We start from the raw sequence: 22700 nt of genomic DNA, 5'->3' as shown, positions 1-22700 counted from the left end.
AAAAAGAGAGAACTATGTTCATTTCAAACGCATATGCAAATGCAGCTGGCGCACCAGCAGGTGGCGGCACCATGGAATTAATCTTCATGTTGGTCATTTTCGGCCTGATTTTTTACTTCATGATTTTCCGTCCACAATCAAAACGCGTTAAAGAGCATAAAAACTTAATGAGCTCGTTGAGCAAAGGTGACGAAGTACTCACCAGTGGCGGTATCTTAGGTAAGATCGCCAAGATTAGTGATGAGAATGACTATGTTTTGCTAACTATTAACGAAACATCTGAAATCACAATCAAGAAGGATTACATAGCGGCTGTATTGCCTAAAGGCTCTATTAAGTCACTTTAAGCCAAGAGGGCGATGGTGTGTTAAATAAATACCCAATGTGGAAAAATATCATGGTGGCGTTAATCATCACCGTTGGTACTTTCTACGCAATTCCCAACCTGTTTGGTGAAGACCATGCGGTTCAGGTTGTAGCAACACGTGGTGCTGAGATCACAACCTCAACACAAACCCGTGTTAACGATATTTTAGCGAGCAATGATATTGCCGTTAAACGCTCAGAGCTTGAAGGCGGTCAATTGCTGGTTCGTGTGAACAATGCAGAACAGCAATTAGCGGCTAAAGAAGCCATTTCTGAAGCGCTTGGCAACAAGTATATCGTGGCGTTAAATTTGGCGCCGGCTACACCAAAATGGCTAGAAGCATTAGGCGGAAGCCCGATGAAGCTGGGTCTAGATTTACGTGGTGGTGTGCACTTCTTGATGGAAGTGGATATGAGCGAAGCCATCCGTAAAATGACCGAAGGTAAAATTTCTGATTTTAGAACTGACCTACGTGGCGAGAAAATTCGTTATGCAGGGATTCGTAACACGCCAAGTGGAATCGAAATTAAGTTCAGAGATGCTGAAAATCTTGCCAAAGCGGAGCGATTCTTAAAAACACGCGGTAACGATATGGTTTTCAACGATATCTCATCAGGTGGAAACTACTTCCTGCGTGCAACTATGAGTGAAAACTACCTGCGACAAATTCGTGAAGAAGCGTTGCAGCAAAACATCACTACGCTACGAAATCGTGTAAACGAGTTGGGTGTTGCTGAGCCAGTGGTACAGCGTCAAGGCGCTGAACGCATCATCGTCGAATTACCTGGTGTACAAGATACTGCACGTGCTAAAGACATTCTAGGCGCGACAGCGTCGATTGAGTTTCGCATGGTTGACCAGAAAGCTGATGCCTCGGCGATTGCGAGTGGCCGTATCTCTGCCAGTTCAGAAATTTTTGAGCGTCGCGGCGGTGGTCAGGTTGCACTAGAGAAGCAGGTGATGCTAACCGGTGATCATATCCAAGGTGCGCAACCTAGCTTTGATGAATATAGTCGTCCGCAAGTGTCTATTAACTTAGATGCAAAAGGCGGCACGATATTCTCTAATGTGACTAAAGACAATATCGGCAACCCGATGGCGACACTGTTTATCGAATATAAAGATAATGGTGCTAAAAACCCTGACGGTAGCGTCAAGATGGACAAGATTGAAGAAGTTATTTCAGTTGCGACCATTCAAGCGCGTTTGGGCCGAAACTTTGTTATCACAGGCTTAGAGCATGCTGAAGCGCAAAACCTCGCGTTACTACTTCGTGCTGGTGCCTTGATTGCGCCGGTATCGATTGTGGAAGAGCGCACTATTGGTCCAAGCCTAGGTCAAGAGAACATTGATAACGGTTTGCAGGCAATGATATGGGGCATGGCGGTCGTATTGATCTTTATGCTGGTTTATTACCGTTCATTTGGCTTGATTGCTAACTTAGCACTATCAGCGAACCTAATCATGGTTGTCGGCGTTATGTCGATGATTCCGGGCGCTGTTTTAACCCTACCAGGTATTGCCGGTATGGTATTGACCGTCGGTATGGCGGTTGATGGCAACGTGCTTATTTATGAGCGTATTCGTGAAGAGCTTCGTAACGGTCGAAGTGTCCAGCAAGCGATTCATGAAGGCTATGGCAATGCGTTTTCAACCATTGCTGATGCGAACATTACTACCTTTATGACAGCATTGATTTTGTTTGCCGTAGGTACGGGCGCAGTGAAAGGTTTCGCTGTGACGTTAATGATCGGTATTGCAACGTCAATGTTCACCTCTATCGTGGGTACCCGCTCAATTGTGAATGCAGTTTGGGGTGGTAAGCGCGTGAAGAAGCTGTCTATTTAAGGAGAAGTTGACTATGTTCCAGATTTTATCAATTAAAGGCACCATCGACTTCTTAAAGCATGCGGTTCCGGTTAGCATCTTGTCGCTAATACTCGTGATTGGTTCAATTACGTCATTAGCGACCAAAGGCATTAACTGGGGTTTGGATTTCACTGGTGGTACAGTTGTTGAGTTAGAATTTACTAACCCAGTTGATTTAAACGGGTTACGTGAAAAACTGACCTCGGAAGAGACGGCCGGTGCCGTGGTGCAGAACTTTGGTTCTACTCGCGACGTACTTATCCGTCTACCAGTTAAAGAAGATGTCAAAAGTGATGTACAAGTTTCGCATGTAATGCAGGCTGTACAGGTGATTGATGACAGCGCGATTCAAAAGCGTGTTGAGTTTATCGGTCCACAGGTAGGTAAAGAGCTTGCTGAGCAGGGCGGCTTAGCCGTACTTGTTGCACTTATCTGTATTCTTATTTACGTTTCTTTACGTTTTGAGTGGCGTTTAGCGCTCGGTTCAGTTGCGGCTCTTGGGCACGATGTGATTATCACCTTAGGTGTGTTTTCTATCTTGCAACTTGAATTCGACCTAACGGTGTTAGCTGGTTTGCTCACGGTTGTCGGTTACTCACTTAACGATACCATTGTGGTGTTTGATCGTATTCGTGAAAACTTCCTTAAGATCCGTAAAGGCACGCCAGTTGAGATTGTTAATACCTCAATCACCCAAACCATGAGCCGTACCATTATTACAACCGGTACCACGCTGGTGGTTGTGGTTGCTTTGTTCCTTAAGGGCGGCACCATGATCCATGGTTTTGCAACTGCACTACTGATGGGTATTTTTGTCGGTACATTCTCTTCTATCTATGTGGCAAGTTTCTTAGCGATTAAACTTGGTATTAATCGTGAGCATATGATGCCAGTAGAGATTGAAAAAGAAGGTGCTGATCAAGACGCGTTAATGCCATAAGGCTAGCTTGATACTTAAACAGCCACATTTATGTGGCTTTTTTTATGGATAATTATTGCCTTTTACTGAATAAACTCGACATTAACCTCGATTTAACAGTAGGATGTTGGTCGGTTATTAAGTCACCAATGGTTTAATTAGTCGCAACATCCTAATAATTTGCCAGAAGAGCAAGAGCAGTAGGGGAATAATAGATGGAACAACGCAATCGTATGGTCGCAGGTGGTAACTTGTTACAAGCCCATACTTGGAAAGGCCTTTTGGAATCGAGTGGCATATCGGTAGAACTCAAAGGTGAAGCCTTATTGGGCGGAATTGGTGAGTTGCCAGTGGATTTACAAAACGTTGAGCTCTGGGTGCCTGAAGAGCAATATGAACAAGCTAAAAGGAGTTTAGCGGCTTTAGATACCGACAGTCCCAAATGGCAATGTGTACAGTGCCATGAAACCAACGAAGGTAGTTTTGAGCTATGTTGGCATTGCAGCAGCGAGCGTAGCGAAAGTCATAACTAGCAGTGATCACTCATCGATAAGTGATGTGACGATCTTGCACAAAAAAACTGCCATTGACTCACGTCTCGCTTTAGCATGTAAAGCATCAATCGACTTGTCGTCATCTTAGCCATACAATAGCGCTAAGATGCACTTCTCATTTTTATATCTCAGGTAGTTATGCAATATTTCCCGTTGTTTGTTGATACGCAGTCGCTAAAAGTCGTTATTGTCGGCGCGGGTGACGTCGCCAGCCGTAAGCTGGATTTGTTATGCCGCACTGAAGCGGTTATTACTGTTGTGGCTCCTGAGGTCAGTGATGAAGTGTTAGCCTATGCCAAGCAAGGCAGGATAGTGCTAGAACAACGTCCAGTTGAAGCTCAGGATATTGAAGGCATTAGCCTGTTATACATGGCAACGGCAGATGAGCAACTTAATCAACACTATGCCGAGGTTGCGAGCAGTAAAGGCGTGTGGGTAAACGTGGTTGATTCGCCAGAGCTCTGCCGCTTTATCACGCCATCCATTGTTGACCGTGGCCGGTTAATCGTGGCTATCAGTACCGCAGGTGCGGCGCCGGTGTTCGCTCGTGATCTACGCGCTAAGCTTGAGAGCTTGCTATCACCCAGTATTGCGCCGCTGTTTGACTTTATCGCCAGTAAACGTGCTGAAGTCCAGTCTCGTTTACCGGTATTTAAACAAAGAAAACTGTTCTGGGAGCGCTTTTTCACCGTCAATGGTGAGCAGTTCGATACACAAACTAGCGCACTATATGAGCAATGCTTCAGTGAATTGGATGCTGCTGGAGAGCTGTTGTTGCTTGATGAGCAAGCCGATGCACAACTGTTGCCCATCGCTATTTTACCGGTACTACAGAAAATTGATGCGATATACAGCACTCAAGCACTCAAGCCATCATTACTGGAATTACTGCGCCGAGATGCGCAGCGATGTAAGTATCAAAGCATAGATGAGTTAACCTCATTACTTGATACGGGCGAAAAGATATTGGTTGTGGCGCCAAATGCGACACTGACTAACTTGAAAACCGTGTATCAGCAAGCCAAACAGATCCAGGTTGGCCATATTGCTTAAACCTATGTCTGCAGCAACTGCGGTATACTTGCACGTAGCTAGTTAACTTCCCACTAAATATAGATAAAGACAAAAACCTATGGCACCTAAGGCAACCGTTTATAAAGTCAATTTGCAAATCGCAGACATGGACCGCGGCTACTATCAAGATCATGCGCTGACACTGGCGCAGCACCCATCAGAAACCGACGCGCGGATGATGGTTCGATTGTTAGCATTTGTGCTAAATGCCAGCGACACTATCGCATTTAGCAAAGGACTTTGCGTCGATGACGAGCCAGAGTTATGGCAAAAATCGTTGGCAGACGAGATTGAGCTTTGGGTCGAGTTTGGTCAAAGTGATGAGAAATGGCTACGTAAAGCCTGTGGCCGTGCAAAACAAGTGAAGCTTTATGCCTATGGCGGCCGTGCGGTACCTATTTGGTGGCAGCAAAATCAACAGGCTTTTGAGCGCTATCAAAATTTGCAAGTGTGGAACATTGCAGAGCAAGCAGTACAAGAGATGGCAGAGCTTGTGAGCCGAAACATGACCTTACAGTACAACATCAGTGATGGCGAAGTGTGGTTGTCTGGTGACTTGGGAAGTGTCCAAATCGTACCTGAGCAATTGAAGTAGCCATAGAGTCATTTGTGGATATGGTTAACTTGATTATTCACTTAGTCGGTAAATAACTTGTACTGGGTGCGAGCTAGATCAAAGTAACTTCAGCCGATTGCGGTTATAACATACATATTATTTAAATGTTATTTGGAGCTTTTATCATGTCAGATTCAATTCACGGTCATCAAGTGATGCAACTCATGTTATCGCTGGGTAAAGCGGTTACTAAAACTGAGCTAAAAAGTTTAATGGCGAAAAATTTTGGCGAGGATGCACGTTTTCATACATGCTCGGCCAGTGAGATGGATGCTGAACAGTTAATTGCATTTTTGGATGCTAAAGGTAAATTCATCGCTTCTAATGAAGGCATAGAAACCGCCGCTAACCGTATTTGTAATCACTAATTAGTTTCGAATGGTCCCTTATTTGTATTGACGCTTTAAGGGACTACTCTTCACTTTGCTGCATAATAGCTTCAAGCTCTTTAGCAGACTTTTGACTAAATTCTGCAATCATAATTCTGATCAGTTTTGATTTGGCTAGTGTGGTATGACTGGCTAAGGCATTGAGCTGGGTGATGCTTGTTTCAGTCAGGGTGAAAGTCGCATGGCGGTATATTTTGCTGGTGCGCTTTTTGGAGTTAACCGAACTTGCAGTTTTGGTTTTTTTCTTGGTTAACCCCATAGTGCTGGGTTGGCCAAAAGCGTAGTTATTGGCATCTTCAATAAACTCTTCCACCGACATTTTCGCGCGCGGTGTTTTATTTTTACGCTTCTTAAGATCAGTTAAGCTCATAGGAATTTTCTGGTGGTATAGCGAATAGTTCATCTGCTATCGCATGAATTTCTAACGCGGCTTTACCTTCAGGCTCTATCTCAATAACCGAGGAGCCTTGCTCTTCACTGTCATCATAGATATTTCGATTAAAAGTAACGGCATCCAATACGCGTAAGCCAAATGATTGCACGACTTCTTTGGCTTCTAAAATTCGTTTGAACTGGCTAGGAAGAGAAGGGCATTGGGTCATAACGACAGCGGCGACCATTTTGGGGTTGACCATCTTACAGGTGCTCAACATATCTTCCATATGTGGCAAAGTTTTTAAATCGCGCCGTTTTGGACGTAGCGGTAACACAACATAAGTGGCGACTGACATGGCGGCACGCATTGCCAAATTATCTTGACCACCGCAGTCAACGATAACATAGTCAAAACGCTGATCTAAGCCTAATAAATCGTTACGTATTTTACCGTAGAGTTGAATACAGTTGATAGCCGGGAGTGAAGGGTCTTCATTTCTTGCCTGAATCCAATCTGAGGTCGTGCGTTGGGGATCGCAGTCGACCATAAGTACGTTAGCTTGAAATTTCTGCGTAATATGGACAGCGATATTCTGCGCCATACAGCTTTTGCCCGCACCGCCTTTTTCTCCACCCACCAACAGTATCATTACGCTTTCTCCCATTGCTTAATATGGCATCGCATCTTGGATGCCATAAAAAGTATAGAACAGCGCTGTCGAGCCTGCCGAATTATGGAGCTATAAATTAAATTAAATCAGTTGAATGGCAATATGATAGCCGAGATCGTTGCACTTAATACAACGGCAGACTTGTCCCTTGATGCTGTTTTGTTTATCGCTGCCAGCGTTGAAAGTGACAACTAATAATGCGCCAAGAGCAAATTCTTGTTTGTATTCAATTAGGGCGCCGCGTCTGGCTAAATCGATGCAGATGGCTTCATCAGTATGGTTATTGCCATCGTTGTCATCCCAATTGAGGATAATTCGCTCAGCTTCCATATCGACACGCAGTGATTGGCGACGCTCTTCATGTTCATTGGGGCTATCAACCATTGGACTCATCCTTTTGCATAGGGTGGTTAATTTTCAATCGTTTATAGAGTAAACCTAGCACAAAAAATGCGTAATGTAATGAGTGGACAGTTTAGCGAGTGATGGCTGCTTAGTGCAGCCATCTAGGAGCAGTGGGTTTGAGTTAATCTTCTTTGCGCGGATAGGGAAGTTTGAGTTGGCCCCAGCGTATAACAATCACAGTGGCTGCAAGTATTAAGGTTGATACTGAAATGGCCACAATTCGCCAGTCATCCATGCCTTTCATATCGAGAATTAGATACCGCGCGAGTGCAACAATGGCAATGTAGAGTGGCATCCGTACCGGCAATTTGCCAGATTCGGCGTAGTTGGCCACCATGGCCAGTACTTCAAGATAGATAAATAACAACAATAGATCGGCTAAAGCTACTGCACCGACATTTACGATGTGTGCGATTTCTTGGCCAATGGCGATGATTGTCGCCAAAGCAATAATAATCAGTACAAAGTGCTCAACGGCTTTAAGGCTTTTGGAGCCGTACTTGCTATAGAGGGGTCCCATTCAGATCTCCAAATTGTTATTTTTATTGATGGTAACAACATTTTGGTGCGGCGCTAAATAATTGATCGTGATGCTTATCACAGAACAATACAGTGATACCTATTTGCTTAGTTGCGCCCCTATCAGTTTAGGCTGATCAGCACAATAGGGTAATTGTAGGTCAATTATTGACCTGACATTACATTACATGGGTGTTGTGTAACCGCTATTTTATTTTGGCGAAAAAAAACCGCCCTTTGGGCGGTTTTAACATTCGGGGGATAAGCTTATCGCTTGAGACCATCACTCAGTAGGGGTCTGAAGTTCTTAACCAAAGCAACGGTCGCTTTAGGGGCGCCAGCGATAATGTTGCCTGAGTTGAAGTAACCGTGGTTACCAGTAAAGTCGGTTACTGTACCGCCGGCTTCACGAACGATAAGTTCGCCAGCAGCGATGTCCCAAGGCTTAAGACCAATTTCAAAAAAGCCATCCATACGACCGGCTGCAACGTATGCAAGGTCTAACGCAGCAGAGCCAGCACGACGTAGATCGGCACAGCGGCTGAAGGTATCCGCTAATAGCTTCATGTAGGTTTCGCTATGTTGCTTAGCTTTAAATGGGAAACCTGTAGCTAGAATGGTGTCGTTAAGGTCTTTAGCACTGCTAACACGTACGCGGAAATCGTTTAGTTTTGCGCCTTTACCGCGCACAGCAGTGAATAGCTCGTCACGAATAGGATCGTATACGACTGCAACTTCGGTTTTGCCTTTATGTTGAACTGCGATAGAAACCGCAAAGTGTGGGATGCCTCTAACAAAGTTGTTAGTGCCATCCAAGGGATCGACAATCCAAACGAAATCTTTATTTTCGCCTTTGTTCTCACCACCTTCTTCGCCCACAATCGTGTGGTCAGGGTATGATTTACGGATCTGGTATGTAATAGCAGCTTCAGCTTCTTTATCTACGTTGGTAACAAAATCGTTGATACCTTTGGCGCTAACTTCTACACGATCTAATTCGGTAAAAGCACGGATAATCGTTTGGCCGGCGGCGCGAGCGGCACGCACAGCAATAGTCTGCATCGGATGCATTACTAATCCCCTGGATGTTAAAGAACAGATATAAATAATCGGCGCGCATTATACCTGTTTTATTGGTTATATCAAATATTGATTTTTCTATAAACGATTTTGCAACCCTGTGATACCATCGCAGATTCTGTTTTATAGATTAAAAAAGTCATTTCATGCTCAGCAATATTCGTGTCGTTCTTGTAGGTACATCTCACCCTGGTAATATCGGTTCAACAGCCCGTGCAATGAAAACCATGGGGCTATCCACTCTGTATTTGGCAGAACCCAAAGTGGAGCCTGATGGGCACTCTGTTGCATTAGCAGCAGGCGCGTCGGATATTTTGAAACACGCAGTGACTGTAGATAGTTTAACCGATGCGATTGCAGATTGTAGTTTAGTTATCGCAACCAGTGCACGTAGCCGAACTTTAGACTGGCCAATGTTGGACCCACGCCAAGCAGGCGAGAAATTGGTGGGTGCGGCATTAGAAGGTCCGGTAGCTATTGTGTTTGGTCGAGAAAATAACGGCCTGACCAACGAAGAGTTGCAAAAGTGCAACTACCATGTGGCGATTCCAGCGAACCCTGAGTACACCTCGTTGAATTTAGCTCAAGCTGTGCAAATTATTTGTTACGAAGCGCGCGTTGCACATCTCAATCTGACACCTGAAACGGTGGAAACTACCGAATACCCGCTTGCGAAAGAGCAGGAGAACTTCTTTGGTCATTTAGAGCGTACCTTGTTGTCTACCGGCTTCATTGTTAAACAGCACCCAGGCCAGGTGATGACTAAGTTACGACGTTTATTTAGCCGTGCACGTATTGAGAGCGCCGAGATGAACATCTTACGTGGCATCTTAACCTCAGTGGACAAGAAAGTGGCCATTGCTGACAAGCAAAATGAGCAAGACAAGTCATAGTATTATCTAAAAAGGACGAGTAGAAGTATGGGCGTGATAGCGAGATTAAAGGACGATATTAGTTCCATTTATCACCGTGACCCAGCGGCAAATGGCACCATAGAGATCCTGTTAAATTATCCAGGCATGCAGGCCATTTGGATCCATCGCATAAGCAACAAACTATGGCGACGTAAGTGCTGTTTATCGGCTCGAATTTTGTCTACTTTTTCTCGATGGTTAACCGGCGTTGAAATTCATCCTGGTGCTACCATTGGTGATCGCTTTTTCATTGACCATGGTATGGGTGTAGTGATTGGTGAAACTGCAGAGATAGGTAACGATTGTACTTTGTATCACGGTGTCACCTTAGGTGGCACAACCTGGCAAGCAGGCAAGCGTCATCCGACTTTAGGCAATAACGTTGTTATTGGTGCTGGGGCACAAATCTTGGGGCCAATCACCATGCATGATGGCGCCAGAGTCGGGTCCAATTCTGTAGTGGTAAAAGAAGTACCAAAAGATACAACAGTCGTGGGTATTCCTGCTCGTGTGGTTGCTAAGCCGACAGAAGAGTCTAAAGAGCACACTAAGCGTCGCACTGAAATGGCAAAAAAGTATGGCTTTGATGCCTATGCGGTTTCGCCAGATAACCCCGACCCGGTTGCCAATGCGATAGGGCAAATGCTTGACCATATGCACCTGATGGATTCTAAGGTGCAAGAGGTATGTCAAGCTGTGCAAACCTTAGGTGGTAGCGTTTGTACAGAGAAACTGCCTGAGCTTGAGGTGGATGAATTTAGCGATGCTGAGTTGGCCGCGGCGAAGAAGCGTCAACATGCAATTGATGAGTTTGATCCCATTATCTAATAAATCGCAGCACTATTTGATGCTAGCCATTGAATCTTGCTGCGGAAACAGGTTAAATACCCCAGCGAAATAGCAGGGTATTCCTGTTGGTGTATCGCATCAACAATTTAATACCCACTGCCAGTAGAAATACCTGACTAAATTACTAGGTTAAATACTTGACTAAAATACTAGGTTATGTTTCAATTCAGCCTAAGCATTCTTTAGAGCAGTGGTAACCATGAAACTTACTTCCAAAGGTCGTTACGCAGTCACAGCAATGTTAGATGTTGCTATGCACTCAACAGCGGGACCCGTTCCACTTGCTGACATCTCTGAGCGTCAGGGCATTTCGCTTTCCTATCTAGAACAACTCTTCGCTAAACTCCGCAAGCACGGATTAGTCTCAAGCGTACGTGGCCCTGGTGGCGGGTATCGTTTGGGTTCCGATGCACAAGAAATCTCGGTGGGCATGGTTGTTCGCGCTGTCGATGAGTCGGTTGATGCCACTCGCTGTCAGGGTTTAGGAAATTGTCAAAGTGGAACACGCTGCCTCACACATTCGTTGTGGGGGGATTTAAGTAAACAGATTTCAGATTTTTTAAACGGGATAAGTCTTGCCGGATTGATGAACAAGCGTGATGTGCAGTTCATTTCGATCAAACAAGATAAGATTCAACAGGAACAAAGAGTGTCGCACTAGGCCTTTTTGTTATTATATAAAAATTAATATTTGTACGTGGTATGTGACCAGCGGTTTGGTCACTGAGTACGGAGTGTGAGATGAAGCTTCCTATTTATTTAGATTATGCTGCAACGACGCCAGTTGACCCTCGTGTTGCAGAAAAAATGATGCAGTGCATGACAATGGATGGCAACTTTGGTAATCCAGCGTCACGTTCGCACCGTTACGGTTGGCAAGCTGAAGAGGCTGTCGACATTGCAAGAAACCAGATTGCCGAGCTGATTAATGCCGATCCTCGTGAAATCGTTTTCACATCGGGTGCAACAGAATCAGACAACCTAGCGATTAAAGGTGTTGCTCACTTTTATCATAAAAAAGGTAAGCACATCATCACCAGTAAAACTGAACACAAAGCCGTACTCGATACGTGTCGTCAGTTAGAGCGTGAAGGTTATGAAGTCACCTATTTAGAACCTGCTGCTAACGGAATTATTCCATTAGAGAAAATTGAAAGCGCATTACGCGAAGACACCATTTTAGTGAGCATCATGCATGTGAACAATGAAATTGGTGTGATTCACGATATTGATGCGATTGGCGAGTTATGCCGTAGCCGCAAAATCATCTTCCATGTTGATGCCGCACAAAGTGTTGGAAAAATCCCAGTTGATGTTCAACAAACTAAAGTTGATTTGTTGTCAATTTCGGCGCACAAAATGTATGGCCCTAAAGGTATTGGCGCCCTATATGTTCGTCGTAAGCCTCGTATTCGTTTAGAAGCAACCATGCATGGCGGTGGTCATGAACGTGGTATGCGTAGTGGTACCCTTGCAACTCACCAGATTGTTGGTATGGGTGAAGCTGCAGCCATTGCTAAAGCTGATATGGAGTCGGACAACGCACGTATTCGTCGTTTACGCGACAGATTGTGGGATGGCATTAAGCACATTGAAGAAACCTATATCAATGGTGATGTAGACCAAAGATATTGCGGTAGCTTGAATGTGAGCTTCAACTTTGTTGAAGGCGAATCATTGATGATGGCACTAAAAGACCTTGCTGTTTCTTCAGGCTCAGCCTGTACCTCAGCCAGCCTAGAGCCTAGCTATGTATTACGTGCACTTGGCCTGAATGATGAAATGGCCCACAGTTCGATTCGTTTCTCGATTGGTCGTTTCACGACTGAAGAAGAGATTGATCATGCAATTGAGACCATTGATAAGTCTATTGGTCAATTAAGAGATATGTCACCGCTTTGGGAGATGTTCAAAGACGGTATCGATCTCGACAAGGTTCAGTGGGCACACCACTAAAACCGACCAGTAAACTAATTATAAAATTGGAGCAATATCATGGCTTATAGCGAAAAAGTAATCGACCATTATGAAAACCCACGTAACGTTGGCTCATTTGAAAAAGATGACCCAAGTGTGGCAACAGGTATGGTAGGCGCACCAGCATGTGGTGACGTCATGAAGCTACAACTTAAAATTGATAACCAAGGTGTTATCGAAGATGCGAAATTTAAAACCTATGGCTGTGGTAGCGCCATTGCATCGAGCTCACTGGTAACTGAGTGGGTTAAAGGGAAGACAATTGATGAAGCTCAGGCAATTAAGAACACGGATATTGCTGAAGAGTTAGCACTGCCACCCGTTAAGATTCACTGCTCGATTTTAGCTGAAGACGCCATTAAAGCGGCGATTGATGACTACAAGGCTAAGAACGAGAAGTAAAACTGGAGTTACGATGGCAATAACAATGACACCAGCCGCGGCCGACCGAGTGAAAAGCTTCCTCGTGGGCCGAGGCAAAGGGGTTGGACTGCGTATAGGGTTAAAAACTTCTGGCTGTTCAGGTATGGCTTACGTACTCGAATTCGTCGATGACCTTAACGCAGACGATGAAGTTTATGACATCGATGGTGTGAATATCATCATCGATGCCAAAAGTTTTATCTATCTACAAGGTATCGAACTCGACTTTGTTAAAGAGGGATTAAACGAAGGTTTTCAGTTTAATAACCCTAATGCCAAAGGCGAGTGCGGATGTGGCGAGAGTTTCACTGTTTAATCATTAAGTCCGATACAAATGAACTATTTTGAGCTGTTTAGTTTAACGCCATCTTACCGGATTGACACCGCCATCCTTGCCGAGCGATATCGCGAGTTGCAAAGAGCGGTTCATCCTGACAAGTTTGCTAACGCAAGCGAACAGGATAAACGCATGGCGGTGCAACGTACTGCACAAGTCAATGACGGTTACAGTACGTTAAAGCACCCAATATCTCGTGCCGAATATATATTGAGTTTACAAGGACTCGATCTCAGTCATGAATCAACCACTGTCAAAGACATGGGGTTTTTAACGCAGCAGATGGAGTGGCGTGAGTCCCTCGAAGAAATTGCATCACACACCGACCCTGATGAATTGATAGATGAGTTACGCGACTCATTTGGACGCTATGAAAAACAGATTAGCGTTCAGTTGGCGTCAGTGATTGAAAGCCAAAACAAAAATGATCTCAATACTGCGGCTGATCTTGTGCGTAAACTTAAGTTTATGGCTAAATTGCAAGAAGAGTTGGCTCGCGCAGAAGACGCATTGTTATAACTCGCTTTCACTCTTTACCTAACCCAATGTAGAATTGGGTTTTTATTTTTTAAGTTGGACCATTATGGCACTGTTGCAAATTGCTGAACCCGGCCAAACTGCTGCACCGCATCAACATCGTTTGGCGGTGGGCATTGACCTTGGCACGACCAATTCTTTAGTTGCTGCTGTTCGTAGTGGCGAAGCCAATACACTTGCTGACGCCAATGGCGACCATGCATTACCGTCAGTTGTCCACTATCAAAGTGACGCTGTACAGGCTGGTATTGTTGCCGAGCAAAAGGCAACCCAAGACCCGCACAACACCATTGTTTCAGTTAAGCGTTTTATGGGAAGAAGCCTGGCTGATATCCAAGCGACCTCTCATACATTGCCTTATCAGTTTGAAGCCACTACCAACGGTCTACCTTTATTTGTCACCAAACAAGGCAAGGTCAATCCTATCCAGGTATCGGCGGAAATTTTACGCCCGCTAATCGACCGTGCTGAGCAAACCTTAGGTGGCGATTTGGAAGGTGTGGTGATTACTGTGCCGGCTTATTTTGATGATGCTCAACGTCAAGCGACCAAAGAAGCAGCGGCGCTGATTGGTGTTAAAGTACTACGCTTACTCAATGAGCCCACTGCGGCAGCCATTGCATATGGCCTTGATTCTGGTCAAGAAGGCTTAATTGCCATCTATGATTTAGGTGGCGGCACATTCGATATTTCAATTTTGCGCCTTAACCGAGGTGTGTTTGAAGTGCTGGCAACCGGTGGTGATTCAGCATTGGGCGGAGACGATTTCGACCAAGCTATCTACAACCACTTACAAGCGGCTTGGCAACTTGAAGATCTAGATGCCAGCAATAGCCGTCAGTTACTTGTTGAAGCACGCCGAATTAAAGAGGCGTTAACCGATAACGATCAAGTAGACGCTAGTGTGAGTTTGACCGATGGCCAGTCACATTCGTTAGTCATTACCAAAGCAGACTTTGAACAGCTAATCAGCAAGCTGGTTCGCAGCACCATTAGCAGCTGTCGTCGCGCACTGCGTGATGCGGGCATTGAAGCAGATGAAGTGCTAGAAACTGTGATGGTAGGTGGTTCTACCCGAGTGCCACTGGTGCGTGAGAAAGTGGCAGAGTTTTTCGGCAAAGCGCCATTAACCTCAATTGATCCTGACCGAGTGGTCGCAATGGGCGCAGCCATTCAGGCAGACATTTTAGTGGGTAACAAACCCGAGTCTGATCTATTGCTGCTTGATGTTTTGCCGTTGTCCTTAGGTGTTGAAACCATGGGTGGCTTGGTAGAAAAGGTGGTATCTCGCAACACCACCATTCCTGTCGCAAGAGCCCAGGAATTTACCACTTTTAAAGATGGTCAAACGGCCATGGCCTTTCATGTGGTACAAGGTGAGCGTGAGTTAGTTGACGATTGTCGCTCGCTAGCGCGTTTTACATTGCAGGGTATACCGCCAATGGCGGCAGGTGCTGCTCACATTCGTGTGACTTACCAAGTGGACGCGGATGGATTACTGAGTGTCACTGCGATGGAGAAATCCACCGGCGTACAAGCCAGTATTCAAGTAAAACCTTCGTTTGGCTTGACCGATGAAGAAATTGGTTCAATGCTAAAAGATTCAATGGCCAATGCTAAGCAAGACATTGAACGTCGCATGCTAGCCGAGCAACAAGTCGAAGCGGCACGAGTGATTGAAACACTAAGCGCTGCGCTTGCAAAAGATGCTGACTTGCTGGATGAATCTGAGCGACAAGCGATTGAAGCGGGTATGGCCACATTAGCGCAGACCGCAGCTAATGCCGATACCGATGCGATTGAAAAAGCAATTGAAGCACTGGATGAAGCCAGTCAGTCATTTGCAGCAAAACGTATGGATAATTCTATTAAATTGGCTCTTAAGGGCCAATCTGTTGACAATATATAGGTGAGGTTATGCCGCAAATCGTATTTTTACCCCATGATGATCTGTGTCCAGATGGGGCGGTAGTAGAAGCCGAACAGGGCGAAACAGTGTTAGATGTGGCCCTAAGAAACGGCATTCATATCGAACATGCTTGCGAAAAGTCTTGTGCTTGTACCACATGCCATGTTGTCATTCGTGAAGGCTTTGATGAGCTTGAAGAAAGTGATGAACTTGAAGATGATATGTTAGATAAAGCGTGGGGACTTGAGCCTGAAAGTCGCTTATCTTGCCAATCTCGCGTACCTGATAGCGACTTAGTGGTCGATATTCCTAAGTACACCATTAATATGGTGAGCGAAGGCGAACACTAATTAGCCTGTTTTGCTCTCATATGTTGAAGGTCAGCTTAAACGCTGGCCTTTTTTATGCCTAGGCAATTAAGTCGGTAGCAACCTTCTATACTCAGTATGTGTATCGCTGAGCACAAAGTAAGGAGCAGGTATGAGTTTAAAGTGGATTGATACGCTTGAGATTGCATTGAGCCTCATCGAGATTTACCCACAACAAGATCCGCGGCAGTTAAGGTTTACCGACTTACAGCAATGGGTGCTTGCCCTAGCGGAGTTTGATGATGACCCGAACCACTGTAATGAGCGTATTTTAGAAGCTATACAGCAGGCATGGATAGAAGAGTCTGATTAACGAAGCCAGTTTCAAATAGGTCAAGTTTGCTGCTAAATCGTGCCAATGCCCAGAACCACGGTCGCGAATCTGGTATTAAGTCACATAAGCCGAGTTATAAAGGTAGGATTTTGCGTTTTTATTTCGTATAATCCGCGCGAATTTATAAAACCTGTTTACTTAAAGGAAGCTTGTCATGGCTATCGAACGTACTTTTTCTATCATTAAGCCCGATGCAGTTGCTAAAAACCACATTGGTGCAATCTATAACCGTTTTGAAACTGCTGGCCTGAAAATCATCGCTTCTAAAATGGTTCACCTAAGCAAAGAACAAGCTGAAGGTTTCTACGCTGAGCACAGCGAGCGTCCTTTCTTTGGTGCACTAGTTGCATTTATGACTTCTGGTCCTATCTGTGTTCAAGTACTAGAAGGCGAAAACGCTGTACTAGCTAACCGTGAAATCATGGGCGCTACTAACCCAGCTGAAGCTGCTCGCGGTACTATCCGTAGCGATTTCGCTGACAGCATCGACGAAAATGCAGTTCACGGTTCAGATGCAGTTGCTTCTGCAGAGCGTGAAATCGCATACTTCTTCAGCAACGAAGAACTTTGCCCACGTACTCGTTAATTTCGAGTTTAGGCAAAATAAAAAAGAGCCCAAGTGGCTCTTTTTTTGTAGCTAAAATTTGTATTTAATAGGGCGTCCCCCGCTAGCTGAATAACTTGAGAACCGTATTTATGAAAATTGTTGCTGATGAAAATATGCCCTATGTTGATGAGCTTTTTGGCCAGCTAGGGCAAGTAACTAAAGTAGATGGTCGACATTTAACTGCGCAGCAGTTAGTTGATGTTGACGTGCTATTAGTACGCTCAGTGACTCAAGTTAATCAAGCATTGCTTGAAAGTGCCAACAAACTCACTTTTGTTGGCACCGCAACCATAGGTTTGGATCATCTCGACGAGCGTTATTTGCAGCACAGGCAGCTTGCGTATACCAATGCCCCAGGTTGCAATGCCACTGCAGTGGGAGAATACGCTTTTATTGCGATGTTAGAGCTTGCCCAGCGCACAGAATCAAGCCTAAAAGGCAAGCGTGTTGGTATCGTGGGGGCAGGTAATACTGGAACGGCCGTGGCTCGATGTTTACAAGCTTACGGTGTAGAGACCCTATTGTGCGACCCGTTATTGGCACAAAGCGGAGACAGTCGTCAATTTGTATCATTAGAGACGCTAATTGAACGCTGCGATGTGATTTCATTGCATGTACCAATTACCAAAACGGGTGAGCATCCCACTTGGTACCTGTTTGATGAGAAGCGGCTGAATCAGCTCAAACCGGATACTTGGTTACTCAACTGCTGCCGTGGTGAGGTAATAGACAATCAAGCGCTAATTCAAGTAAAGCAACATCGCTCTGACTTAAGACTGGTACTTGATGTGTGGGAAGGGGAGCCGCAACCCATGCCTGAATTAGTGCCGTTAGTGGATATCGCGACGCCGCATATTGCGGGTTACAGTGTTGAGGGCAAAGCAAAAGGCACATACATGCTGTATTGCGCCTTATTAAAGCAGTTAGGCCAAGCGCCAACAACCGCACTGCATCAGTTGTTACCAGCGCTTTGGGTTGAGCAACTTCAGCTAGCTGACATCCCCAATGAAAAGGCCCTATTAACCCTGCTAAGGTTCGTTTATGACCTGCGTGATGACGACAGATTATTTAGAGAAAGGTTTCTAAATAACAATGGGTTTGACCTTATGAGAAAAAATCACAAGCACAGGCGTGAATTTAGTGCCTTAAGGGTAGCCAATAGCGGCGGTTCTGATGTAGATTGGATGCTCAAATTAGGTTTTTCAGGAGTCAGTCGGTAATTATGTCGCAAGAATATAACGTAGTCGTATTAGGTGCATCGGGCGCAGTGGGTCAAACAATGATTGAGATCCTTGAAGAGCGCAATTTCCCGGTAGCAAATTTGTATCCTTTAGCCAGCAGCCGTAGCGCCGGTGATACGGTAACGTTCCATGGTAAACAGGTAGAAATTCTTGACGTGGATAAATTTGACTGGTCACAAGCACAAATTGGCTTTTTCTCAGCTGGAGGAGATGTGTCTGCGAAATGGGCACCTATAGCCGCAGAGCATGGCTGTGTGGTTATCGATAACACCTCACATTATCGCTATGATATCGACATTCCATTGGTCGTGCCTGAAGTTAACCCTGAAGCGATTGCTGATTTCCGTAACCGCAATATCATTGCTAATCCTAACTGTTCAACCATTCAAATGTTAGTGGCACTGAAGCCTATTTACGATGCTTATGGAATTAGTCGTATTAACGTTGCTACCTACCAGTCTGTGTCTGGCTCAGGTAAGCAAGCCATTGAAGAGCTAGCAGGTCAGTGTGCCAAGTTACTCCAAGGTCAGCCTGTTGAGCCAAAGGCATACCCAAAGCAAATTGCGTTTAATGTATTACCGCAAATCGATAAATTTATGGACAATGGCTACACCAAAGAAGAGATGAAAATGGTGTGGGAAACGCAAAAAATCTTTGGCGACGATAGCATTGTAGTTAACCCAACGGCGGTACGTGTCCCGGTGTTTTATGGCCACTCTGAAGCGGTTCACTTGGAAACTCGTCAACCCGTTGATGCAGAAGATGTCAAAGCCGTGTTACGTGGTGCCCAAGGCATTGAGTTATTTGAGTCTGATGAAGAGTATCCAACCGCAGTGACAGAATCTGCCGGTACAGATCCTGTTTATGTGGGTCGAGTACGCAAAGATATCTCCCACGAGTATGGCATTAACTTATGGGTCGTATCGGATAATATTCGTAAGGGCGCGGCGCTAAATAGCGTTCAGATCGCCGAAGTGTTAATCCGTGACTATTACTAAATATTCACCGATTTAAACGCTAAATTGATTGAAAAGCCTGCACTATGCAGGCTTTTTTGTTGCTATCGTTCGTTTTTGATTTGCGAATAGTAGCAGGGTATTCAATTCTGGTTTATAGTAATCTCAATAAATACAATTGCCTAAAGCTTTGCCGTCATAATTTGTGCAAACGCGCTAGAAAGGGAAGAATGGATGAACTTTCGCACGACGTATCTTGTTGGCCTGATGGCCGCTGGTCTCCTTGTTTTTGCTACTAATTCTCCGGTCGGTTCAGCTATTGCCGCAGAGCCCCTTAAGATCACAGGCCCTGATGGTCAAGTACGTCAATCTTCCAGTCAATATGGTCCTACGCGCTCATCCGATACTTTCTGGAGCATCGCGCAAAAAACACGCCCTGACAGCTCGGTAAGTATTTATCAGGTAATGGCGGCGATATACGACGCCAACCCCCATGCTTTTTCTAGCGACAATTACAACAGTTTAGAACGTGGCATGATTTTGCTCATTCCTTCTAAAGAGGTGATGCTGCAAATACCCGCATCTTTAGCTAAAAAGCGTGCTGAGCGAGATGATAAAGGCTGGCAAGCAGCTCAATCCAATCCTAAGCCGGCAGCACCAGCGGCGACACCAAGTGTAACAACCCCAAGCACGCCCACGGCGGCCGTACCTGCCCAATTGCCAGAAGTGGTTGATAACAGCAGTGAGTTAGCTGAAGTGACTCAGCAGTTAGAGCAGGAGCAGCAAAAAAACCTGCAACTGACTGATGAGCTGGCCAGAGCACAAGATCAACTTGATGTGGGCGGTGCCGATACCCAAGCCCTAAAGGATCAGATTGAACAGCAGGGCGTGAGAATAGAAGAGCTTGAAGAGGCGCTGCAGTTACAAAAAGAGCAACAAGCGTCTTTGGTGACAGAAAATCAAGCCTTGCAACAACAGCTAGATAAACTGCAGGCCCAAGCGGTGAAAGAGCCAGAGAACCTGTGGCGCACGGTAATGAGTAATCCACTGTATCTAATTTTAGGGGCGTTAGTTCCTGGACTACTGTTGCTGTTTTTAATCTGGTTTATGCTTAAGAAGCGCAAAGATAAGGCCGAGTCAACCGAAGAGCAAGACAGTAGCGAATCGACCAGTGCTGACACTGAAACTCAGTCCGATGCAGCTCCTGAAGCCGCATTAGCCAGCGACAGTGAGGCGACCGATGACTCTGATATGGCGGTGCACCTAGATACCGAAGAGGAGGAGTCGATAGACTCGTTAATGAACGTTGACGACAATATGTTGCAGCCTGAAGCCGATATGGTGGATGCTGACAGCCAAGTTGATATGGCTGAAGAGATGTTTGTCGACAGTGGAGATACCGCTGCTGAAGAAGAAAATGATGAAGGCCAATCGCTAGATGACTTATGGGCTGAAGCGATGGGTGAGCAAGAGGAAGATGAAACGCCAGCGGACACCGCCGCCGAAGAAGATGATTTAGATGCGCTTTTAGCCGACTTAGATACCCCAAGTAGCAGTGAAACCATTGCCGCAACGGATGAAACAGATTTAGCTGAGTTTGATACCGAGTTCCCGCAGACCGAATCTAGTGATGAAGCTGCCCAATCTGAAGATTTAGATGCCTTACTCGCCGAGTTTGATGCGCCAGAAGCCGGCGCACCTGCCGATGAGTTAGCCAAAGATCCCGCTGACGATTTATTGGCTGAATCTGATGCGCAATCCGAGCAGGATCTTGATAGTTTGCTCGCCGAGTTTGATGAACCAGAAAGTGATGCGCCAAGTGAAGCGGTACAAGCGGATGAGACTGAGCAAAGTGCAGATGATATCGATAACCTGCTAGCGGAGTTTGACGAACCTGCCAGTGATGCGCCAAGCGAAGTGGCGCAAGCGGATGAGAGCGAGCAAAGTGCAGATGATATCGATAACCTGTTAGCTGAGTTTGACGAACCTGCCAGTGATGAGCCAAGCGAAGTGGCGCAAGCGGATGAGAGCGAGCAAAGCGCTGATGATATTGATAACCTGCTAGCTGAGTTTGACGAACCTGCCAACGATGCACCAAGCGAAGTGGCGCAAGCGGAGGAGAGCGAGCAAAGTACAGATGATATCGATAACCTGCTAGCTGAGTTTGACGAACCTGCCAGCGATGAGCCAAGCGAAGCGGCGCAAATAGACGATGACAGCGAGCAAGGTGCTGATGATATCGACAGCTTACTTGCTGAGTTTGATGCTGACACGCCAGAGGCAGAAGCCCAAGTAGTAACTACTGATAATGACGATGTAGCAGTAGAGAGCGACGGTGAAGACTTAACCAGTGCCATCGCTGCCGAGCTTGAAGAAGATTTACCTCAAGACTTGCCGCAAGATATTCCAGCAGACAGTGACGCAGAGCTTGATGAGCTGTTGGCAGAGTTCGATAAACCCGCGGCCGAAACACCGCCAGCGCCGGAGCTAGATAAAGAAGTTGGTGATGCCATCGCGGCAGAGCTTGATGGTGAATTAGCCAATGATGATACTGAACTTGATGACTTGCTGGCTGAGTTTGATATTGATGCCGATGCGCTAGAGATTGAAGAATCTGAGCAAGAAGATGACACTACTGAGGTCAATTTTGCTGATTTAGCCAAACCAAGTGCTGAAGCCGCCGCAGATAATGACCTCAGCAATGACTCAGCAGATCCTGCTTTAGATGCGTTATTAGCAGATTTAGAATCTGTTGATCCGCAAAACACTGCAGCAGAGCCAGGCATATTTGATGACTTAAAAGGCGGTAAATCATCCAGCGACAATAGTCTTGATTGGGATGGTGATGCGGGTCTTGATTTCGAATCCTTCTCCAATAGCAAGCAGACAGGAGCGGATGATCTGGCATCGGCAGATGATACAGATATCACTGCACTGAATTTAGATGATGATAAATTAACGGTCGACGAGGCATTAGCGGCTTTAGAAGCCGGTAGTGATGCGCCTGAACAAGCGATTTCTGAGCACGATCTCACCTCTTTCCAGAACGATAATGGCTTCATTGATATCGATAAGCTACTTAACGACGCGGACGAGGAAACTGTTGAGGTTGACCAATACAAAGAGCTTGATGTCGATATGGGCGAAATAGACGATTTAATGGGTAACGCGTCAATGGTTGACGTTGATGATGAAGAAAACTCAGTCAATGCTAAGTTAGATTTAGCCCGCGCTTATATTGAGATTGACGATAATGACAGTGCCAAAGCCTTGTTGAAAGAAGTTGAACTGGACGGCAACGAGCGCCAAAAAGAAGAAGCGGCCAAGTTAATTGATGATCTTGGTTAACGCAACACACTAACTCATTAAACGGCGCATTAGCGCCGTTTTTTTATGCAACAAACACGGCA

26 protein-coding genes are annotated in these 22700 nt (G+C 45.5%); 21 read left to right on the top strand and 5 right to left on the bottom strand.

What is annotated here, in order from left to right:
* Nucleotides 1–14: 14 nt before the first annotated feature.
* The 7 genes from yajC to L865_RS0109800 all read left to right on the top strand — a co-directional run bounded on the left by yajC (nucleotide 15) and on the right by L865_RS0109800 (nucleotide 5767).
* Nucleotides 15–347 (top strand): preprotein translocase subunit YajC, encoded by a 333-nt coding sequence (yajC, locus tag L865_RS0109830; RefSeq protein WP_028773077.1) that lies wholly within the window; start codon nucleotides 15–17, stop codon nucleotides 345–347.
* Nucleotides 348–364: 17 nt separating this feature from the next.
* Nucleotides 365–2215, top strand: coding sequence for a protein translocase subunit SecD (gene secD, locus L865_RS0109825; protein ID WP_028773076.1), 1851 nt, complete (start codon nucleotides 365–367; stop codon nucleotides 2213–2215).
* A gap of 13 nt (nucleotides 2216–2228) precedes the next feature.
* Nucleotides 2229–3176 carry a protein translocase subunit SecF gene (gene secF / locus L865_RS0109820; protein WP_028773075.1) on the top strand — a complete coding sequence of 316 codons (948 nt, stop codon included), beginning with the start codon at nucleotides 2229–2231 and terminating at the stop codon, nucleotides 3174–3176.
* A gap of 194 nt (nucleotides 3177–3370) precedes the next feature.
* A complete protein-coding gene (locus L865_RS0109815) occupies nucleotides 3371–3688 on the top strand; it encodes a putative signal transducing protein (protein WP_028773074.1) in 318 nt (105 codons plus the stop codon).
* A gap of 159 nt (nucleotides 3689–3847) precedes the next feature.
* Complete coding sequence (locus L865_RS0109810) at nucleotides 3848–4762, top strand: precorrin-2 dehydrogenase/sirohydrochlorin ferrochelatase family protein (RefSeq protein WP_028773073.1); 915 nt, start codon at nucleotides 3848–3850, stop codon at nucleotides 4760–4762.
* A gap of 79 nt (nucleotides 4763–4841) precedes the next feature.
* Nucleotides 4842–5378, top strand: coding sequence for a YaeQ family protein (locus L865_RS0109805; RefSeq protein ID WP_028773072.1), 537 nt, complete (start codon nucleotides 4842–4844; stop codon nucleotides 5376–5378).
* A 146-nt stretch (nucleotides 5379–5524) separates the two neighbouring features.
* On the top strand, nucleotides 5525–5767 hold the full coding sequence (locus tag L865_RS0109800) for a YecH family metal-binding protein (RefSeq protein ID WP_028773071.1): 243 nt from the start codon (nucleotides 5525–5527) through the stop codon (nucleotides 5765–5767).
* A gap of 43 nt (nucleotides 5768–5810) precedes the next feature.
* Here L865_RS0109800 and L865_RS0109795 read toward each other — a convergent pair whose 3' ends face one another.
* From L865_RS0109795 to suhB, 5 genes are all read right to left on the bottom strand, one after another.
* Complete coding sequence (locus tag L865_RS0109795) at nucleotides 5811–6158, bottom strand: hypothetical protein (RefSeq protein ID WP_028773070.1); 348 nt, start codon at nucleotides 6156–6158, stop codon at nucleotides 5811–5813.
* Nucleotides 6145–6813 (bottom strand): division plane positioning ATPase MipZ, encoded by a 669-nt coding sequence (locus tag L865_RS0109790; RefSeq protein WP_028773069.1) that lies wholly within the window; start codon nucleotides 6811–6813, stop codon nucleotides 6145–6147. Before L865_RS0109790 ends, L865_RS0109795 begins: the two co-directional genes overlap by 14 nt.
* Nucleotides 6814–6915: 102 nt before the next feature.
* Entirely contained in the window at nucleotides 6916–7218 is a 303-nt protein-coding gene (locus L865_RS0109785; RefSeq protein ID WP_028773068.1) for a PilZ domain-containing protein, read from the bottom strand.
* Between the two features lie 142 nt (nucleotides 7219–7360).
* Complete coding sequence (locus tag L865_RS0109780) at nucleotides 7361–7759, bottom strand: phosphate-starvation-inducible protein PsiE (protein WP_028773067.1); 399 nt, start codon at nucleotides 7757–7759, stop codon at nucleotides 7361–7363.
* A gap of 266 nt (nucleotides 7760–8025) precedes the next feature.
* Nucleotides 8026–8829 carry an inositol-1-monophosphatase gene (gene suhB / locus L865_RS0109775; RefSeq protein WP_028773066.1) on the bottom strand — a complete coding sequence of 268 codons (804 nt, stop codon included), beginning with the start codon at nucleotides 8827–8829 and terminating at the stop codon, nucleotides 8026–8028.
* A gap of 155 nt (nucleotides 8830–8984) precedes the next feature.
* Between suhB and trmJ the strand changes: the two genes are divergently transcribed.
* The 14 genes from trmJ (at nucleotide 8985) to L865_RS0109705 (ending at nucleotide 22638) form a co-directional block, all read left to right on the top strand.
* The gene (gene trmJ, locus L865_RS0109770; protein ID WP_028773065.1) at nucleotides 8985–9731 is read left to right on the top strand and encodes a tRNA (cytosine(32)/uridine(32)-2'-O)-methyltransferase TrmJ; all 747 of its coding nucleotides are present in this window, start codon (nucleotides 8985–8987) and stop codon (nucleotides 9729–9731) included.
* Between the two features lie 27 nt (nucleotides 9732–9758).
* On the top strand, nucleotides 9759–10580 hold the full coding sequence (cysE, locus tag L865_RS0109765; RefSeq protein ID WP_028773064.1) for a serine O-acetyltransferase: 822 nt from the start codon (nucleotides 9759–9761) through the stop codon (nucleotides 10578–10580).
* 220 nt (nucleotides 10581–10800) lie between these two features.
* Nucleotides 10801–11262 (top strand): Fe-S cluster assembly transcriptional regulator IscR, encoded by a 462-nt coding sequence (gene iscR, locus L865_RS0109760; protein WP_028773063.1) that lies wholly within the window; start codon nucleotides 10801–10803, stop codon nucleotides 11260–11262.
* An 80-nt stretch (nucleotides 11263–11342) separates the two neighbouring features.
* On the top strand, nucleotides 11343–12557 hold the full coding sequence (locus tag L865_RS0109755) for an IscS subfamily cysteine desulfurase (protein WP_028773062.1): 1215 nt from the start codon (nucleotides 11343–11345) through the stop codon (nucleotides 12555–12557).
* A 39-nt stretch (nucleotides 12558–12596) separates the two neighbouring features.
* Complete coding sequence (iscU, locus tag L865_RS0109750) at nucleotides 12597–12980, top strand: Fe-S cluster assembly scaffold IscU (protein ID WP_028773061.1); 384 nt, start codon at nucleotides 12597–12599, stop codon at nucleotides 12978–12980.
* A gap of 13 nt (nucleotides 12981–12993) precedes the next feature.
* Complete coding sequence (iscA, locus tag L865_RS0109745) at nucleotides 12994–13317, top strand: iron-sulfur cluster assembly protein IscA (protein WP_028773060.1); 324 nt, start codon at nucleotides 12994–12996, stop codon at nucleotides 13315–13317.
* Nucleotides 13318–13335: 18 nt separating this feature from the next.
* Nucleotides 13336–13857 carry a co-chaperone HscB gene (hscB, locus tag L865_RS0109740; protein ID WP_028773059.1) on the top strand — a complete coding sequence of 174 codons (522 nt, stop codon included), beginning with the start codon at nucleotides 13336–13338 and terminating at the stop codon, nucleotides 13855–13857.
* A gap of 64 nt (nucleotides 13858–13921) precedes the next feature.
* Nucleotides 13922–15784, top strand: coding sequence for a Fe-S protein assembly chaperone HscA (gene hscA, locus L865_RS0109735; RefSeq protein ID WP_028773058.1), 1863 nt, complete (start codon nucleotides 13922–13924; stop codon nucleotides 15782–15784).
* Between the two features lie 8 nt (nucleotides 15785–15792).
* Nucleotides 15793–16134, top strand: coding sequence for an ISC system 2Fe-2S type ferredoxin (gene fdx / locus L865_RS0109730; RefSeq protein ID WP_028773057.1), 342 nt, complete (start codon nucleotides 15793–15795; stop codon nucleotides 16132–16134).
* A 130-nt stretch (nucleotides 16135–16264) separates the two neighbouring features.
* On the top strand, nucleotides 16265–16465 hold the full coding sequence (gene iscX / locus L865_RS0109725; protein ID WP_028773056.1) for a Fe-S cluster assembly protein IscX: 201 nt from the start codon (nucleotides 16265–16267) through the stop codon (nucleotides 16463–16465).
* Nucleotides 16466–16640: 175 nt separating this feature from the next.
* On the top strand, nucleotides 16641–17072 hold the full coding sequence (gene ndk / locus L865_RS0109720; protein ID WP_028773055.1) for a nucleoside-diphosphate kinase: 432 nt from the start codon (nucleotides 16641–16643) through the stop codon (nucleotides 17070–17072).
* Nucleotides 17073–17182: 110 nt separating this feature from the next.
* Nucleotides 17183–18313 (top strand): 4-phosphoerythronate dehydrogenase, encoded by a 1131-nt coding sequence (locus tag L865_RS0109715; RefSeq protein ID WP_028773054.1) that lies wholly within the window; start codon nucleotides 17183–17185, stop codon nucleotides 18311–18313.
* Between the two features lie 2 nt (nucleotides 18314–18315).
* A complete protein-coding gene (locus L865_RS0109710) occupies nucleotides 18316–19332 on the top strand; it encodes an aspartate-semialdehyde dehydrogenase (protein ID WP_028773053.1) in 1017 nt (338 codons plus the stop codon).
* 192 nt (nucleotides 19333–19524) lie between these two features.
* Nucleotides 19525–22638: a FimV/HubP family polar landmark protein gene (locus tag L865_RS0109705; protein WP_028773052.1), complete on the top strand. Its 3114-nt coding sequence runs from the start codon at nucleotides 19525–19527 to the stop codon at nucleotides 22636–22638.
* The last annotated feature ends 62 nt before the right edge of the window (nucleotides 22639–22700 follow it).

It is taken from the genome of Shewanella waksmanii ATCC BAA-643 (genome assembly GCF_000518805.1).
In the GTDB taxonomy this organism is placed as follows: Bacteria; Pseudomonadota; Gammaproteobacteria; order Enterobacterales; family Shewanellaceae; genus Shewanella; species Shewanella waksmanii.
Note: the sequence above shows the minus strand (reverse complement) of the source record. Positions and strands in the feature narration are given on the sequence as shown.